Origin of the sequence: Pseudomonas sp. EA_105y_Pfl2_R69, assembly GCF_963970915.1 — a bacterium.
In the GTDB taxonomy this organism is placed as follows: Bacteria; Pseudomonadota; Gammaproteobacteria; order Pseudomonadales; family Pseudomonadaceae; genus Aquipseudomonas.
Genome location: NZ_CAXAOO010000002.1, coordinates 462,649 through 476,776, shown reverse-complemented (window position 1 = coordinate 476,776; position 14,128 = coordinate 462,649). Strand labels below are relative to the sequence as shown.

The 14,128-nt window shown below is 61.7% G+C and carries 13 protein-coding genes; 4 read left to right on the top strand and 9 right to left on the bottom strand.

Going from position 1 to position 14,128, the window contains the following annotated elements:
* Positions 1-8: 8 nt before the first annotated feature.
* From AACY13_RS08070 to sdhC, 5 genes are all read right to left on the bottom strand, one after another.
* The gene (locus AACY13_RS08070; RefSeq protein WP_339460614.1) at positions 9-2,840 is read right to left on the bottom strand and encodes a 2-oxoglutarate dehydrogenase E1 component; all 2,832 of its coding nucleotides are present in this window, start codon (positions 2,838-2,840) and stop codon (positions 9-11) included.
* A gap of 249 nt (positions 2,841-3,089) precedes the next feature.
* Entirely contained in the window at positions 3,090-3,797 is a 708-nt protein-coding gene (locus tag AACY13_RS08065) for a succinate dehydrogenase iron-sulfur subunit (protein WP_339460613.1), read from the bottom strand.
* A gap of 11 nt (positions 3,798-3,808) precedes the next feature.
* Entirely contained in the window at positions 3,809-5,578 is a 1,770-nt protein-coding gene (gene sdhA, locus AACY13_RS08060) for a succinate dehydrogenase flavoprotein subunit (protein WP_339460612.1), read from the bottom strand.
* Between the two features lie 3 nt (positions 5,579-5,581).
* Positions 5,582-5,950 carry a succinate dehydrogenase, hydrophobic membrane anchor protein gene (gene sdhD, locus AACY13_RS08055; protein WP_339460611.1) on the bottom strand — a complete coding sequence of 123 codons (369 nt, stop codon included), beginning with the start codon at positions 5,948-5,950 and terminating at the stop codon, positions 5,582-5,584.
* Positions 5,944-6,318: a succinate dehydrogenase, cytochrome b556 subunit gene (sdhC, locus tag AACY13_RS08050; RefSeq protein ID WP_339460609.1), complete on the bottom strand. Its 375-nt coding sequence runs from the start codon at positions 6,316-6,318 to the stop codon at positions 5,944-5,946. The genes sdhD and sdhC overlap by 7 nt, the downstream gene beginning before the upstream one ends.
* Positions 6,319-6,681: 363 nt before the next feature.
* On the opposite strand from sdhC, the gene gltA reads away from it, so the two are divergent.
* The gene (gene gltA, locus AACY13_RS08045; RefSeq protein ID WP_339460607.1) at positions 6,682-7,956 is read left to right on the top strand and encodes a citrate synthase; all 1,275 of its coding nucleotides are present in this window, start codon (positions 6,682-6,684) and stop codon (positions 7,954-7,956) included.
* Between the two features lie 223 nt (positions 7,957-8,179).
* Here the strand turns inward: gltA and AACY13_RS08040 are convergent, their stop codons facing one another.
* The 3 genes from AACY13_RS08040 to AACY13_RS08030 form a co-directional block, all read right to left on the bottom strand.
* Entirely contained in the window at positions 8,180-8,785 is a 606-nt protein-coding gene (locus AACY13_RS08040) for an START domain-containing protein (protein ID WP_339460606.1), read from the bottom strand.
* Positions 8,786-8,822: 37 nt separating this feature from the next.
* Positions 8,823-9,083 carry a YkgJ family cysteine cluster protein gene (locus AACY13_RS08035; protein ID WP_339460605.1) on the bottom strand — a complete coding sequence of 87 codons (261 nt, stop codon included), beginning with the start codon at positions 9,081-9,083 and terminating at the stop codon, positions 8,823-8,825.
* 169 nt (positions 9,084-9,252) lie between these two features.
* Positions 9,253-10,125: an NAD(P)-dependent oxidoreductase gene (locus AACY13_RS08030; protein WP_339460604.1), complete on the bottom strand. Its 873-nt coding sequence runs from the start codon at positions 10,123-10,125 to the stop codon at positions 9,253-9,255.
* A 214-nt stretch (positions 10,126-10,339) separates the two neighbouring features.
* Between AACY13_RS08030 and AACY13_RS08025 the strand changes: the two genes are divergently transcribed.
* The 3 genes from AACY13_RS08025 to rhtA all read left to right on the top strand — a co-directional run bounded on the left by AACY13_RS08025 (position 10,340) and on the right by rhtA (position 12,265).
* A complete protein-coding gene (locus AACY13_RS08025; protein WP_339460602.1) occupies positions 10,340-10,891 on the top strand; it encodes an exonuclease domain-containing protein in 552 nt (183 codons plus the stop codon).
* A 139-nt stretch (positions 10,892-11,030) separates the two neighbouring features.
* Complete coding sequence (ppnP, locus tag AACY13_RS08020) at positions 11,031-11,312, top strand: pyrimidine/purine nucleoside phosphorylase (RefSeq protein ID WP_339460600.1); 282 nt, start codon at positions 11,031-11,033, stop codon at positions 11,310-11,312.
* 80 nt (positions 11,313-11,392) lie between these two features.
* On the top strand, positions 11,393-12,265 hold the full coding sequence (rhtA, locus tag AACY13_RS08015) for a threonine/homoserine exporter RhtA (protein ID WP_339460599.1): 873 nt from the start codon (positions 11,393-11,395) through the stop codon (positions 12,263-12,265).
* A 61-nt stretch (positions 12,266-12,326) separates the two neighbouring features.
* On the opposite strand, the gene AACY13_RS08010 is transcribed toward rhtA, so the two are convergent.
* On the bottom strand, positions 12,327-14,102 hold the full coding sequence (locus AACY13_RS08010; RefSeq protein ID WP_339460597.1) for an ABC transporter transmembrane domain-containing protein: 1,776 nt from the start codon (positions 14,100-14,102) through the stop codon (positions 12,327-12,329).
* Between the last annotated feature and the right edge of the window lie 26 nt (positions 14,103-14,128).

Genomic DNA, 14,128 nt, shown 5'->3' with positions numbered 1-14,128 from the left:
CGAAGGCGTTAAACGGTAAAGGCGTCCTGCAGGAGTTTTTCCTGCTGTTCGGCGTGCATCGATGCATAACCACAGGCGGGAGCGGCAGAGCCTTCACGACCGGCGTACTCGAGGAACAGCGTTTTCTTGTGCGCTGTCGCGACGCGACGCATGTGATGCTGGCTGCAATACCAGGCCCCTTGGTTCATCGGCTCTTCCTGACACCAGACGATATGTTTGAGGTGCTTGTACGGTGCCAGGGCCTCGGTCAGATCGTCTTCCGGGAACGGATAGAGCTGCTCGATACGTACGATGGCGATATCTTCGCGGCCTTCGTTGCGGCGCTTTTCCAGCAGGTCGTAGTAGACCTTGCCGCTGCACAGCACCAGGCGCTCGACCTTCTTCGGATCGATCGCATCGATTTCCGGAATCACGGTCTGGAACGAACCTTCGGCCAGATCTTCCAGAGTCGAGATCGCCAGTTTGTGGCGCAGCAGCGACTTCGGCGTCAATACCACCAAGGGTTTGCGCAGCGGACGAATCACCTGACGACGCAGCATGTGATAGATCTGCGCCGGGGTGGTCGGCACGCAGACCTGCATGTTGTGCTCGGCGCACAGCTGCAGGTAACGCTCCAGACGCGCCGAACTGTGCTCAGGCCCCTGCCCTTCATAACCGTGCGGCAGCAGCATGGTCAGGCCGCAGAGACGGCCCCACTTGTGCTCGCCACTGGAAATGAACTGGTCGAACACCACCTGGGCACCGTTGGCGAAGTCGCCGAACTGGGCTTCCCAGATCACCAGCGCATTCGGCTGGGTGGTGGCGTAGCCGTATTCGAAGGCCAGCACGGCTTCTTCCGAGAGGAAGGAGTCGTACAGGTCGAACTTCGGCTGACCGGCGTAGAGGTTCTGCAGCGGCAGGTAGGTACCGGCATCCTTCTGGTTGTGCAGCGCCGCATGGCGGTGCGAGAAGGTGCCGCGGCCGATGTCCTGACCGGTCATGCGGATCGGATGGCCTTCGAACAGCAGGGTCGCGTAGGCCATGGTTTCGGCATAACCCCAGTTGATCGGCAGCGCACCGGCTCCCATCTTCTGGCGATCTTCGAGAATCTTCGCGACCTGGCGCTGAACCACGAAGCCTTCCGGAATTTCCAGCAGCTTGTTCGACAGTTCCTGCAGGGTCTTGAGCTCGAAACGGGTGTCGTGGCGCGCGGTCCAGGCGTGACCCAGGTAGGGACGCCAGTCGACGAACAGCTCCTTGTTCGGCTCCTTGACCAGACTCTTGACCACATGCTGGCCGTTATCCAGCGCGGTGCGGTAGTCGTCGATCTTGGCCTGCACGTCGTCCACCGAGTGGCGCACGGCGCTGGTCAGGGCTTCGGCATACAGCTCACGGGTGGTGCGCTGCTTGCTGATCTTCTGGTACATGATCGGCTGGGTGCCGCTCGGCTCGTCGGCCTCGTTGTGGCCGCGACGGCGGTAGCAGACCAGGTCGATGACCACGTCGCGCTTGTACTGCATGCGGTAGTCGACGGCCAGCTGGGTGACGAACAGCACCGCTTCCGGGTCATCACCATTCACGTGCAGGATCGGGGCCTGGATCATCTTCGCCACGTCGGTGCAGTATTCGGTGGAACGCGAGTCCAGCGGGTTGCTGATGGTGAAGCCGACCTGGTTGTTGATCACGATGTGGATGGTGCCGCCCGTCTTGAAGCCACGGGTCTGCGACATCTGGAAGGTTTCCATGACCACGCCTTGACCGGCAAAGGCCGCGTCGCCGTGCAGGGAAACCGGCAGCACCTTCTCGCCAGAGGCATCGCTACGACGATCCTGACGGGCGCGCACCGAGCCCTCGACCACCGGAGAGACAATCTCCAGGTGCGAGGGGTTGAACGCCATGGCCAGGTGCACTTCACCACCGGCAGTCATCACGTTGGAGGAGAAGCCCTGGTGGTATTTGACGTCGCCGGAGGACAGCCCCTCGGTCTTCTTGCCTTCGAACTCGTCGAACAGGTCGCGCGGGTTCTTGCCGAAGGTGTTGACCAGTACGTTGAGGCGACCACGGTGGGCCATGCCGATGACGATTTCCTTGGTGCCGTAGGAGCCGGAACGCTGGATCAGCTCATCGAGCAGGGGAATCAGGCTCTCGCCGCCTTCCAGGCCGAAACGCTTGGTACCCGGGTATTTGGTGCCCAGGTATTTTTCCAGGCCCTCGGCCGCAGTCAGACGTTCGAGCAGATGGCTCTGCACTTCGGTGGAGAACTGCGGACGGCCACGTACGCTTTCCAGGCGCTGCTGGAACCAGCTGCGCTGCTCGGAATCGACGATATGGGTGAACTCGGCACCGATGGTGCGGCAATATGTCTGCTGCAACGAATCGTGGATTTCGCGCAGAGTAGCCTCTTCCTTGCCGATAAACAGACCACCGGTGCGGAAAGTGGTGTCCAGATCGGCATTGGTCAGCCCGTAGTGGTTGATCGCCAGATCAGCCGGTGCGGGACGCTGCCAGAGACCAAGCGGATCGAGTTGGGCAGCCTGATGGCCACGCATGCGATAGGCCTGAATCATCCGTAGCACTTCGACTTGCTTCTTTTCGTGCTCGCTGCTCACGCTGCCGGCGGACACCGGTTGGGCGCGACGCTGGTTTTTAGCGAGCAGGACGAAATGATCGCGGATCGTCGAATGCGATACGTCTGTGGCGGCGCTGCCATCGGTCGGCAACTTCTGGAAGTAAGTGCGCCACTCTTCTGGCACAGCGTTGGGATCGTGCAGGTAAAGCTCATAGAGCTCTTCCACATAGGCAGCGTTACCACCGGATAGGTGGGCACTGTCCCACATGCGCTGCATCACGCTTTCTTGCATGCTTGGTCACCCTCGGTAAGGGGACACCACCGGCGAAGAAACCGCATGGTTTGCCAGTCCTGGAGCAGCGACTGGTAAGCCACTACGGATCCCGCAGATAGTCCGGGCACCAGCCCGGATGCCCCTGCTGGTCGTCATATTTTTCAAAGTTAAGAACCGCCGCTTTGTGAGCTGCGGTCCTTGCTAAAACTACGGCGCGGGGTTGAAGCCAGCGCCGCAGGTATTACAGGTCTAGCAAACAAACGCGAATCAGGTACCGCTTTGCAGCAACATGTTGCGAACGTGGCCGATTGCCTTGGTCGGATTGAGACCCTTGGGGCAAACGTTCACGCAGTTCATGATGCCGCGGCAACGGAACACGCTAAACGGATCGTCCAGCGCGGCCAGACGCTCGTCGGTCCTGGTATCGCGGCTGTCGGCCAGGAAACGATAGGCCTGCAGCAGCGCAGCGGGACCGAGAAACTTGTCCGGATTCCACCAGAAGGATGGGCAGCTGGTCGAACAGCAAGCACAGAGGATGCACTCGTAGAGGCCATCCAGCTTCTCGCGCTCTTCCGGCGTTTGCAGGCGTTCGATGGCCGGAGCCGGCGTATCGTTCTGCAGGTACGGCTGCACCTTCTCGTATTGCTTGTAGAAGATGCTCATATCGACGACCAGGTCACGGATAACCGGCAAACCTGGCAGCGGACGGATCACCAGCTTGCCGCCCTTGAGGCCGGCAGCCGAAATCGGCGTGATACAGGCCAGGCCGTTCTTGCCGTTGATGTTCATGCCGTCGGAACCACAGACGCCTTCACGGCAGGAACGACGGTAGGAGAAGCCCTCGTCCTGTTCCTTGATCAAGGCCAGCACGTCGAGGACCATGATGTCCTTGCCGCCGGCATCGACCTGGAAGTCCTGCATAAAAGGCGCAGCATCTTTTTCCGGGTTGTAACGATAAACGCTTACTTGCAACATATCAGCCACCCTTAATAAGTCCGAACCTTGGGTTCAAACGCTGGAACTGTCTTCGGCGAGAAGTTGACCGAACGCTTGCTCACGCGCTTTTCACCCGGGATATACAGGGAATGGCACAGCCAGTTTTCGTCGTCACGATCTTCGAAGTCTTCACGAGCGTGAGCGCCACGGGACTCTTTACGAACCTCGGCAGCGATCGCGGTGGCTTCAGCCACTTCGAGAAGGTTTTGCAGTTCCAGTGCTTCGATACGCGCGGTGTTGAACGCCTGGCTCTTGTCGGCGATCTTGACGGTAGCGATGCGCTCGCGCAGGTCGGCCAGTTGGGTGATGCCCTTCTGCATGTACTCACCGGTGCGGAACACGCCGAAGTAGTTCTGCATGCAGTTTTGCAGTTCTTTACGCAGCGGCGCGACGTCTTCGCCGGTGGTGCGTTCGTTGACTCCGGCCAGACGCCCCAGCGACTGCTCGATGTCGGTTTCGCTGGCACCACGGACTTCCACGCCTTCTTTCAGCGATTTTTCCAAGTGAATGCCCGCCGCGCGGCCGAATACCACCAGGTCGAGCAGCGAGTTGCCGCCCAGACGGTTGGCACCGTGGACCGATACGCAAGCCACTTCGCCGACGGCGAACAGACCGTCGATGATCTTGTCGTTACCGTTGGCATCCTGGGTGATGGCCTGACCATGGATGTTGGTCGGCACGCCGCCCATCATGTAGTGGCAGGTCGGCACGACCGGAACCGGCGCAACCACGGGGTCGACGTGGGCAAAGGTCTTCGACAGTTCGCAGATACCCGGCAGACGGCTGTGCAGCACTTCCTCACCGAGGTGATCGAGCTTGAGCATCACGTGATCGCCATCCGGACCACAGCCGTTGCCGGCGATGATTTCCTTGACCATGGAGCGCGCAACCACGTCGCGGCCGGCCAGGTCTTTGGCGTTCGGCGCGTAGCGTTCCATGAAGCGCTCGCCGTGCTTGTTGATCAGGTAGCCACCTTCACCGCGGCAACCCTCGGTCACCAGTACACCGGCCCCGGCGATGCCGGTCGGGTGGAACTGCCACATTTCGATGTCCTGCACCGGCACGCCGGCACGCAGGGCCATGCCCACACCGTCACCAGTGTTGATCAGGGCATTGGTGGTGGAGGCGTAGATACGACCGGCACCGCCAGTGGCCAGAACCACGGCCTTGGAACGGATATACACGGTCTCGCCGTTTTCCAGGCAGATCGCGATCACGCCGACGATGGCACCATCCTGGTTCTTCACCAGATCGACCGCGTACCACTCGTTAAGGAACGAGGTGCCGGCTTTCAGGTTGGCCTGGTACAGGGTGTGCAGCAGGGCGTGACCGGTACGGTCGGCAGCGGCGCAGGTGCGCGCAGCCTGAGTCGGATTGTTCGGGCCTTTGGACTGGCCGCCGAACGGGCGCTGATAGATGCGGCCCTGCTCGGTGCGGGAGAATGGCAGGCCCATGTGCTCCAGCTCGAATACGGCTTCCGGACCCACGGAGCACATGTATTCGATGGCGTCCTGGTCGCCGATATAGTCGGAACCCTTGACGGTGTCGTACATGTGCCAGCGCCAATCGTCGTTCGGATCGGCCGAAGCGATGGCGCAGGTGATGCCGCCCTGAGCGGATACGGTGTGCGAACGAGTCGGAAACACCTTGGTGACTACAGCGGTCTTGTGGCCGCCTTGAGCCAGTTGCAGCGCGGCACGCATGCCCGCGCCGCCGCCACCAACGATGATGGCGTCATAAGAAAGAGTGCGAATAGTCATGGATCAGTTACCCCAAAAAATCTGCACGCCCCAGACGAAGAACGTGAACATGGCAATGCCACACGCCGCCTGGAAGAGAAAACGCACCACAGTCGCCCACTTACCCAGCGCCATCGGCGTCAGGTAGTCGGTGGAAATCGTCCACATACCGACCCAGGCGTGAGCACTGAGCGCCACCAGGGTCAACAGACTGAAAATACGCATCGCATTATTGGAGAACAGCGCCTGCCATTCGGCATAACCCATACCCGGGTTGGCGACAATGTAACCCAGCAGAAACACCACATAGGCCGCGAGAACGACCGCAGACACACGCTGCGCCATCCAGTCATAGAGGCCCGAACGCGAAAAATTCGTGACGTTGGTTACCATACCCACACCCCCACCAATACGATCAGGATCGCCGAAACGACGAGAACGATTTGCGAGCCCAGCGTGCCGCCTTCCAGCGTCTCACCGATACCCATGTCCATGATCAAGTGGCGTACTCCGGCCACCAAGTGGTAAAGCAGAGCGGACAGCAATCCCCAGATCACGAACTTGGCCAGCGGGCTGGTCAAGCACTCTTTCACCTCGGCAAAACCTTCTGCAGACGTCAGCGACTTGTCGAGCCCAAACAGCAGCACGGCAATGCCGAAGAACAGAATGATTCCAGAAACCCGGTGAAGGAATGACGTAACGCCAGTGATAGGAAGTTTGATAGTCCTAAGGTCGAGATTTACAGGTCTTTGGCTATTCACGGCTTTTTTATCACACTGAGAGCCCCTAACTATCAGGGCAAAGTTGTCGGGAAGTGCACTGGTCAGGTACCCATCACCCAAGGAGTGACAACCACCAGAATACGGGCGTGTAGCCCTTGGTAGTTGGGCGCAGAGTATAGACAGTTAGGTTACTAATGACAATGCAAAGCCCCCTACCTAAAAGCGCATTGCGCAGCCTTTATAAATGACGTAAAGGGGCCAATTTTCACCGCGAAAACCACCCGCAAACCCTTCTGCCGTCTGGGTTTTCGCAAATTGACATTAGAATTTATCCCACTATAGTGGTGCGGGCCCTGCGTGGGGGGCTGTCAGATGATTTCAAGCATAACTAGGAGGCCACACATGGCTGACAAAAAAGCGCAGTTGATCATCGAGGGCGCAGCCCCCGTCGAGCTGCCCGTTTTAACCGGCACCGTTGGTCCCGATGTAATTGACGTACGGGGCTTAACCGCCACGGGCCGTTTCACTTTTGATCCTGGCTTTATGTCCACCGCCTCGTGCGAGTCGAAGATCACCTATATCGACGGCGATCAGGGCATTTTGCTGCACCGCGGCTACCCCATCGAACAGCTGGCCGAGCAATCGGATTACCTGGAAACCTGCTACCTGCTGCTCAACGGCGAACTGCCGACTGCAGAGGAAAAGGCCAAGTTCGTCAGCACCATCAAGAACCACACCATGGTTCACGAACAGCTGAAGACCTTCTTCAACGGCTTCCGCCGCGATGCCCACCCGATGGCCATCATGTGCGGCGTGGTTGGCGCGCTTTCGGCTTTCTACCACGACTCGCTGGACATCAAGAACCCGCATCACCGTGAAGTTTCGGCCATGCGCCTGGTGGCCAAGATGCCGACCCTCGCCGCCATGACCTACAAGTACTCCATGGGTCAGCCGATGATGTACCCGCGTAACGACCTGAACTACGCGGAAAACTTCCTGCACATGATGTTCAACACCCCGTGCGAGATCAAACCGATCAGCCCGGTGCTGGCCAAGGCCATGGATAAGATCTTTATCCTGCATGCCGACCACGAGCAGAACGCCTCCACCTCCACAGTACGCCTAGCCGGTTCTTCGGGTGCCAACCCGTTCGCCTGTATCGCCGCCGGCATCGCTGCACTCTGGGGCCCGGCGCATGGCGGTGCCAACGAAGCGGTGCTGAGCATGCTTGACGAGATCGGCAGCGTGGACAACATCGACGCCTATATCGCCAAGGCCAAGGACAAGGACGATCCGTTCAAGCTGATGGGCTTCGGTCACCGGGTCTACAAGAACCGCGACCCGCGCGCCACCGTGATGAAACAGACCTGCGACGAAGTGCTGGCCGAACTGGGGATCAAGAACGATCCGCAGCTGGAACTGGCCATGCGCCTGGAAGAGATCGCCCTGACCGACCCGTACTTTATCGAGCGTTCGCTGTACCCGAACGTCGACTTCTACTCGGGCATCATCCTCAAGGCCATCGGCATCCCGACCAGCATGTTCACCGTGATCTTCGCCCTGGCGCGCACCGTCGGCTGGATCTCGCACTGGAAGGAAATGCTCTCCAGCCCGTACAAGATTGGCCGTCCGCGCCAGCTGTACACCGGCTACCCGCAGCGCGACATGCAAAAATAAGCTTCAGACTGCGCCGCAAGCAAAAGGCTGCCCTCGGGCAGCCTTTTTTGTGTCCACCATGTCCATGTGCTTCACCGCTTTAGGGCTTGCGCGCAAAAATACTCCCGGCATTTTTGTGGCCGGCGATTCTTTGTGACCTGGCATTCCTGGCGGCCATCCCTGCGGGCCGTCGCTTCGCGACGTCAAAAATCGCTCCCGACGATTTCTCCGTCCGACTCCGCCCTTATGGTTGTTCGGCCAGCTGACGCAGTGCCTGTAAGGTATTGAAAGGCGCATCCACGACAAAACTGCGGGCCAGCCAGGCCGGCACGCTGCCGCCGGGCTCCGAATGCACCTGGTAGATCACCTCGACCTCGCCGCCCGGGTGCGGGCGCAGGGTCCAGTAGCCTTCGACCTTGCTGATACGCACGAAGCCTGGCTGCGGCGGCAGGTAATCGGCCACTCCGTGCAGAATGCGGGTAACACTGCCATCGGCAGCGCGCTCGGTGGTGATCTGCAGCACCGAGTCGCGCGGCTGTACCGGCCAGGGGCTATGGAAACGGCTATAGGTCCAGCTCAAATCGCCCTGCTGCCCGAGTAGCTTCTGCTCGCTGCAGGCATGAATCCAGGCGCAGGCCCCGCTAACATCTTCCTGCAGAGCCAGGAGCCTGGACATATCGGCACGCAGGCGGGTGACGCCACGAAATGCCTGAAAGCTCGAACCGGGGACCTGCTGCAGATAGACCCGAATACCCGCCTCATCCTTGACCAAGCGCCATTCCGCGGCCTGCACCTGGGCGAGGCCCAGTATCAGCAGCGCACCCAGCAACCACCGCGCCAATCTGCTCATCCTCTCTCCACCGCCATGCCGTCGATACGGCACAGTATCAGACCGCGACAGCCGTGCTTTGCTCCAGCCAGCCCAATAGACGAATCGCATCCTCGCGACTCGCACCACAGACATCGGCATCGGCGCTGAATGCCGAACACACTGCCGGCCGCCCGGGCTGAGCGAAGACCGCACAGTAATTTTCCGCGGTTAACTGCACGCAACGCACGCCCGCCGGCTTGCCCTCGGGCATGCCGGGAATCGGCGAACTGATCGAAGGCGCAATGCAGCAGGCACCGCAACCGGCACGGCATTTCATCGGAGGACGACCTCAAAAGATCCAAGCGGGCAATTCTACGTCGCCCGCGAGGGTTTTAGCAGCCGGTACCCCACCGATTCAGACCAGCGCCTGGCCAGCGAAACATCGCCTGCCAGCAATTGGGCATCGGCCGCCCCGACACCTGGCAACAGGCCCGTGAATCTCCCGGCTAGTCGCGGCCCTTCAAGCGGGTCAGCAGACTGGAGGTGTCCCAGCGCCCGCCACCCATGGCCTGCACATCGGCATAGAACTGATCGACCAGGGCGGTAACCGGCAACTGCGCGCCGTTGCTGCGGGCCTCGTCGAGCAGAATCGACAGATCCTTGCGCATCCAGTCCACCGCGAAACCATGCTCGAACTCGCCGGCCAGCATGGTCTTGTGGCGGTTTTCCAGCTGCCAGGACTGCGCCGCGCCCTTGCCGATCACCTCCATCGCGCCATGTGCGTCGAGCCCCGCGCACTGGGCGAAATGCAGGGCCTCGGACAAGCCCTGGACCAGACCGGCGATGCAGATCTGGTTGACCATTTTGGTCAGTTGGCCGCTGCCCGCCTCGCCCATCAAGCGAACCATACGCGCATAGGCCTGGATAACGGGCTCGACCCTGGCATAGGTCGTCGCCTCACCGCCCACCATGATGGTCAGCACGCCGTTCTGCGCCCCGGCCTGACCGCCGGATACCGGCGCATCGAGAAAACCCAGCCCCAGTTCGCCAGCCTCGGCGGCCAGTTCGCGGGCGACATCGGCCGAGGCGGTGGTGTGGTCGACCAGCACCGCACCGGCCGCCATGCCGGCAAAGGCACCGTCCGGGCCCAGCACCACGCCGCGCAGATCGGCATCGTTGCCCACGCAGACCATTACCAGCTCAGCCGCAGCAGCCGCCTCACGCGGCGTGGCCGCGGAGGTCCCGGCAAACTCGCTGAGCCATTGCTCGGCCCTGGTCGCCGTGCGGTTGTACACGCACACCTGATGACCGGCATGCGCCAGATGCCCCGCCATCGGATACCCCATCACGCCCAGCCCGATAAAGGCTACCTTCGCCATACACACCTCGATATTCGAACGCCATCAACGGCGCGCGTTTGTACTTAACCCATATCCCCGCTGCACGGCAGATACGACCCCGGCTGCAAGCATGCCCGCCACATGGGAGCAACGCCAGTACAGCCATAGGGCAAAACTGTATGAATAGGCCCCAGCGCAGGCTTTACCCGACGCCGAGACTGCTTTCATACTCGCGGCACGCAAAGGAGAGCTTATGCAGCATTGGCTGGTAATCGACCTGGAGGCCACCACCGAAGAAGGCGGCTGGCCGGTCAAAGATATGGAAATCATCGAAATCGGTGCCAGCCTGGTCAACCCCGGCGGCCATGAAATCGAGTATTTCCAGCGTTTTGTGCGGCCCACTCGACGCCCGCATCTGACCCACTTCTGCCGTCAGCTCACACAGATCAGCCAGGCCGATGTCGACGCCGCCGCCCCGCTGAGCACGGTGTGGGTACAATTCGAACGCTGGCTGCTGGCCCATCAGCCGCAACTGGTGGGCTGGGTCAGCTGGGGCGACTATGACCGCCGTCAGCTCGAACAGGAATGGCGCAGCCATGGACTGAGCAGCTACCTGAGCCAGATCCCCCATACCAACCTGAAGAAACGCTTCGCCGAAGCCCGCCAGCTGCCCCGCCCGATTGGCCTGAAAATGGCCCTGAACCTGGCGGGTTTGCAGTTCCAGGGCCAGCAGCACCGTGCCCTGACCGATGCACGCAATACCGCCCGACTGCTGCCACTGGTATTGCCCGCGCAAAGCAGATGACGAAGAAAAACCGCTTGGGCATACTGGCGGGCCATTTTTTATGGCCCGCCATCCATGGCGGCCACCCTTCGGGCCGTCGCTGCGCGACGTTAAAAATAACTCCAGACAATTTTTACTCCCCCCTTTCGAGGAACTGCAGATGTTCAAGGTCAATGAATACTTCGACGGCACCGTCAAATCCATCGCCTTCGGCATGGCTGAAGGCCCGGCCACCATTGGCGTAATGGCCGCAGGCGAGTACGAGTTCGGCACCAACCAACTGGAAGTCATGCATGTGGTGGCCGGAGCCCTCACCGTCAAGCTGCCGGGCAGCGACAGCTGGGACACCTACGCCAGCGGCAGCCAGTTCACCGTACCGGCCAACAGCAAGTTCCAGCTCAAGGTGGCCGTGGATACCGCCTACCTGTGCGAGTACCGCTAAGCATTAGCCCTGGTGCCTGAAAGCCGGCCTCAGTGGCCGGTTTTTTTATTAACGGATAGATAAAGCTCAAGGAACCGCCCATGCCGCGCTCAACGCAATTCTCCCTGGTGATTCTGCCGATCATATTGCTGCTGATCGCCATGACCTCGATCCAGAGCGGTGCATCCCTGGCCAAGGGGCTGTTCCCGGAGATCGGCGCAGCCGGCACCACCGCCCTGCGCCTGAGCCTGGGCGCGCTGATCCTCTGCGTACTGATGCGCCCCTGGCAGGCCAAATTGACGCTGAAGTCCAGCCGCTCGCTGCTGGCCTACGGGCTGGCCCTGGGCGGCATGAACCTGCTGTTTTACCTCTCGCTGCAGACCATTCCTCTGGGCATCGCCGTGGCCCTGGAATTCACCGGTCCACTGGGCCTGGCCCTGCTGTCGTCGCGGCGCTTGCTGGATTTTCTCTGGATCGCCCTGGCCGTTTTCGGCCTCTGGCTGCTGTTGCCCACCACGCAAAGTGATGTAGCGCTTGACCCGGCGGGCATGGCCCTGGCCCTGGCCGCCGGGCTGTGCTGGGCGCTGTATATCGTCTTCGGCCAGAAGGCCGGGGCCGAGCATGGCAAGCAGACCGTGGCCCTGGGCACCATAGTCGCGGCCCTGCTGGTGTTCCCGATTGGCCTGTGGCAAGCCGGTAGCGGCCTGTTTTCACTGGATTTGCTGCCCATTGCCCTGGGCGTGGCGGTGCTGTCCTCGGCGCTGCCCTACAGCCTGGAGATGGTCGCCCTGACCCGCCTGCCCGCGCGCACCTTCAGCATCCTGATGAGCATGGAACCGGCCATCGCCGCCCTTTCCGGCCTGCTGTTCCTCAGCGAGCGACTGACGCTCAACCAATGGCTGGCGATCAGCGCCATCATCCTCGCCTCGGCGGGCGCGGCGGCGACCATCAGGCCGAAAGGCAAGCCGTTTTAACTTAGCGAAATAGCAGCGCAGTCGCAGCCTGCGCAGGTGGGAGCCTGCCCCTCCCACAATGTCAATTAACCGCTTCGGCCTCATGGCTAAACTGCAGCTCGGCCAGGCGCGCATACAGCGGGCTGCTGCTGACCAACTCGGTATGGCTGCCGATGGCCGCCAGCCTGCCCTGCTCGATCACCGCGATGCGGTCGGCGCTTTTTACCGTGGCCAGGCGGTGCGCGATGACCAGGGTGGTGCGGCCCTGCATCAGCCGTGGCAGGGCCTGCTGAATCAGATGCTCGCTCTCGGCATCCAGCGCGCTGGTGGCTTCATCGAGCAGCAGGATCGGCGCATCCACCAGCAGCGCGCGGGCAATCGCCAGGCGCTGGCGCTGACCGCCAGACAGCCCCAGGCCGGCATCGCCCAGGTGGGTCTGGTAGCCGTCGGGCAGTTTCATGATGAACTCGTGGGCATGGGCGGCCTTGGCGGCGGCTTCGACCTCGGCATGGCTGGCATCGGTTCGGCCGTAGCGAATGTTGTCCTCGACCGAGCCGAAGAACAGCGCCGGGTTCTGCGACACCAGGGCAAAGCTGCTGCGCAGTTCGCGGGGGTCGAGCTGCTGGATCGGCACGCCATCGATCAGGATGCTTCCGGCCTGCGGGTCGAAGAAGCGCAACAGCAGATCGAACAGGGTCGATTTACCCGCGCCAGACGGCCCGACCAGGGCCAGGGTTTCCCCCGGCGCGACCTGTAGATCGATGCCATCCACGGCAAAACTGCCGGGGCGCGAGGGGTAGGCGAAACGCAGCCCCTGCAACTCGATACGGCCCTGCAGCGGCTGCGCCAGCGCCAACGGCGCGGCCGGCGGGGTGATTTCATTGCGCGCCTGCAACAGCTCGGCGATGCGCTCGGCGGCACCAGCGGCGCGTTGCAGTTCGCCGATCACCTCACTAAGGGTGCCGAACGAGCCGCCGACGATCAGGCTGTAGAAGACAAAAGCCGCCAGCTCGCCGCCGGAAATACGCCCGGCGATCACGTCCATGCCGCCGACCCAGAGCATCACCCCCACCGCGCCGAGGACCAGCACGATGACCACGGTAATCAGCCAGGCGCGCTGGGCGATACGTTTGCGTGCGATATCGAAGGCCGCCTCGGCCGACAGGCCGAAGCGGCGCTTGTCCTCGGCCTGGTGGTTGTAGGCCTGCACCGTCTTGATCTGCCCGAGCACCTCGCCGACATAGCTGCCGACATCCGCCACCCGGTCCTGGCTCTGGCGCGACAGCGCGCGCACGCGGCGGCCGAAGATCAGGATCGGCGCGACCACCAATGGCAGGGCCAGCAGCACGATGCCGCTGAGCTTGGGGTTGGTGACCACCAGCAGCACGCTACCGCCGATCAGCATGATCACATTGCGCAGCGCCATCGACAGCGACGAGCCGATCACCGATTGCAACAGCGTGGTGTCTGCGGTCAGGCGCGACTGGATCTCCGAGCTGCGGTTGCTCTCATAGAAGCCCGGGTGCAGTTCGATCAGGTGGTTGAATACCCGCTTGCGGATATCGGCGACAAAGCGCTCGCCGATCCACGACACCAGGTAGAACCGGGTAAAGGTGCCGATGGCCAGCGCCAGCACCAGCACGAAGAACAGCCCGATCGACTGTTGCAGCGCCGCCGGCGACTGGGTCGCCAGGCCCTGATCGACCAGCAGTTTGATGCCCTGGCCCATGGACAGGGTAATGGCGGCGGTAAACATCAGCGCCAGCAAGGCCCCGAGCACACGCCCGCGATACGGCGCGATAAAGCGCCAGGCCATGCGCAGGGCATTGCGCTGACGGGAGGACAGGATCGAAAGCATGGAGGCTCGCTGGGGCGCTGACGCCC

Coding starts and splice junctions, on each gene's coding strand:
- AACY13_RS08070 (WP_339460614.1), bottom strand. CDS start 2,840: ATGCAAGAAAGCGTGATGCAGCGCATGTGGGACAGTGCCCACCTATCC.
- AACY13_RS08065 (WP_339460613.1), bottom strand. CDS start 3,797: ATGTTGCAAGTAAGCGTTTATCGTTACAACCCGGAAAAAGATGCTGCG.
- sdhA (WP_339460612.1), bottom strand. CDS start 5,578: ATGACTATTCGCACTCTTTCTTATGACGCCATCATCGTTGGTGGCGGC.
- sdhD (WP_339460611.1), bottom strand. CDS start 5,950: ATGGTAACCAACGTCACGAATTTTTCGCGTTCGGGCCTCTATGACTGG.
- gltA (WP_339460607.1), top strand. CDS start 6,682: ATGGCTGACAAAAAAGCGCAGTTGATCATCGAGGGCGCAGCCCCCGTC.
- AACY13_RS08040 (WP_339460606.1), bottom strand. CDS start 8,785: ATGAGCAGATTGGCGCGGTGGTTGCTGGGTGCGCTGCTGATACTGGGC.
- AACY13_RS08035 (WP_339460605.1), bottom strand. CDS start 9,083: ATGAAATGCCGTGCCGGTTGCGGTGCCTGCTGCATTGCGCCTTCGATC.
- AACY13_RS08030 (WP_339460604.1), bottom strand. CDS start 10,125: ATGGCGAAGGTAGCCTTTATCGGGCTGGGCGTGATGGGGTATCCGATG.
- AACY13_RS08025 (WP_339460602.1), top strand. CDS start 10,340: ATGCAGCATTGGCTGGTAATCGACCTGGAGGCCACCACCGAAGAAGGC.
- ppnP (WP_339460600.1), top strand. CDS start 11,031: ATGTTCAAGGTCAATGAATACTTCGACGGCACCGTCAAATCCATCGCC.
- rhtA (WP_339460599.1), top strand. CDS start 11,393: ATGCCGCGCTCAACGCAATTCTCCCTGGTGATTCTGCCGATCATATTG.
- AACY13_RS08010 (WP_339460597.1), bottom strand. CDS start 14,102: ATGCTTTCGATCCTGTCCTCCCGTCAGCGCAATGCCCTGCGCATGGCC.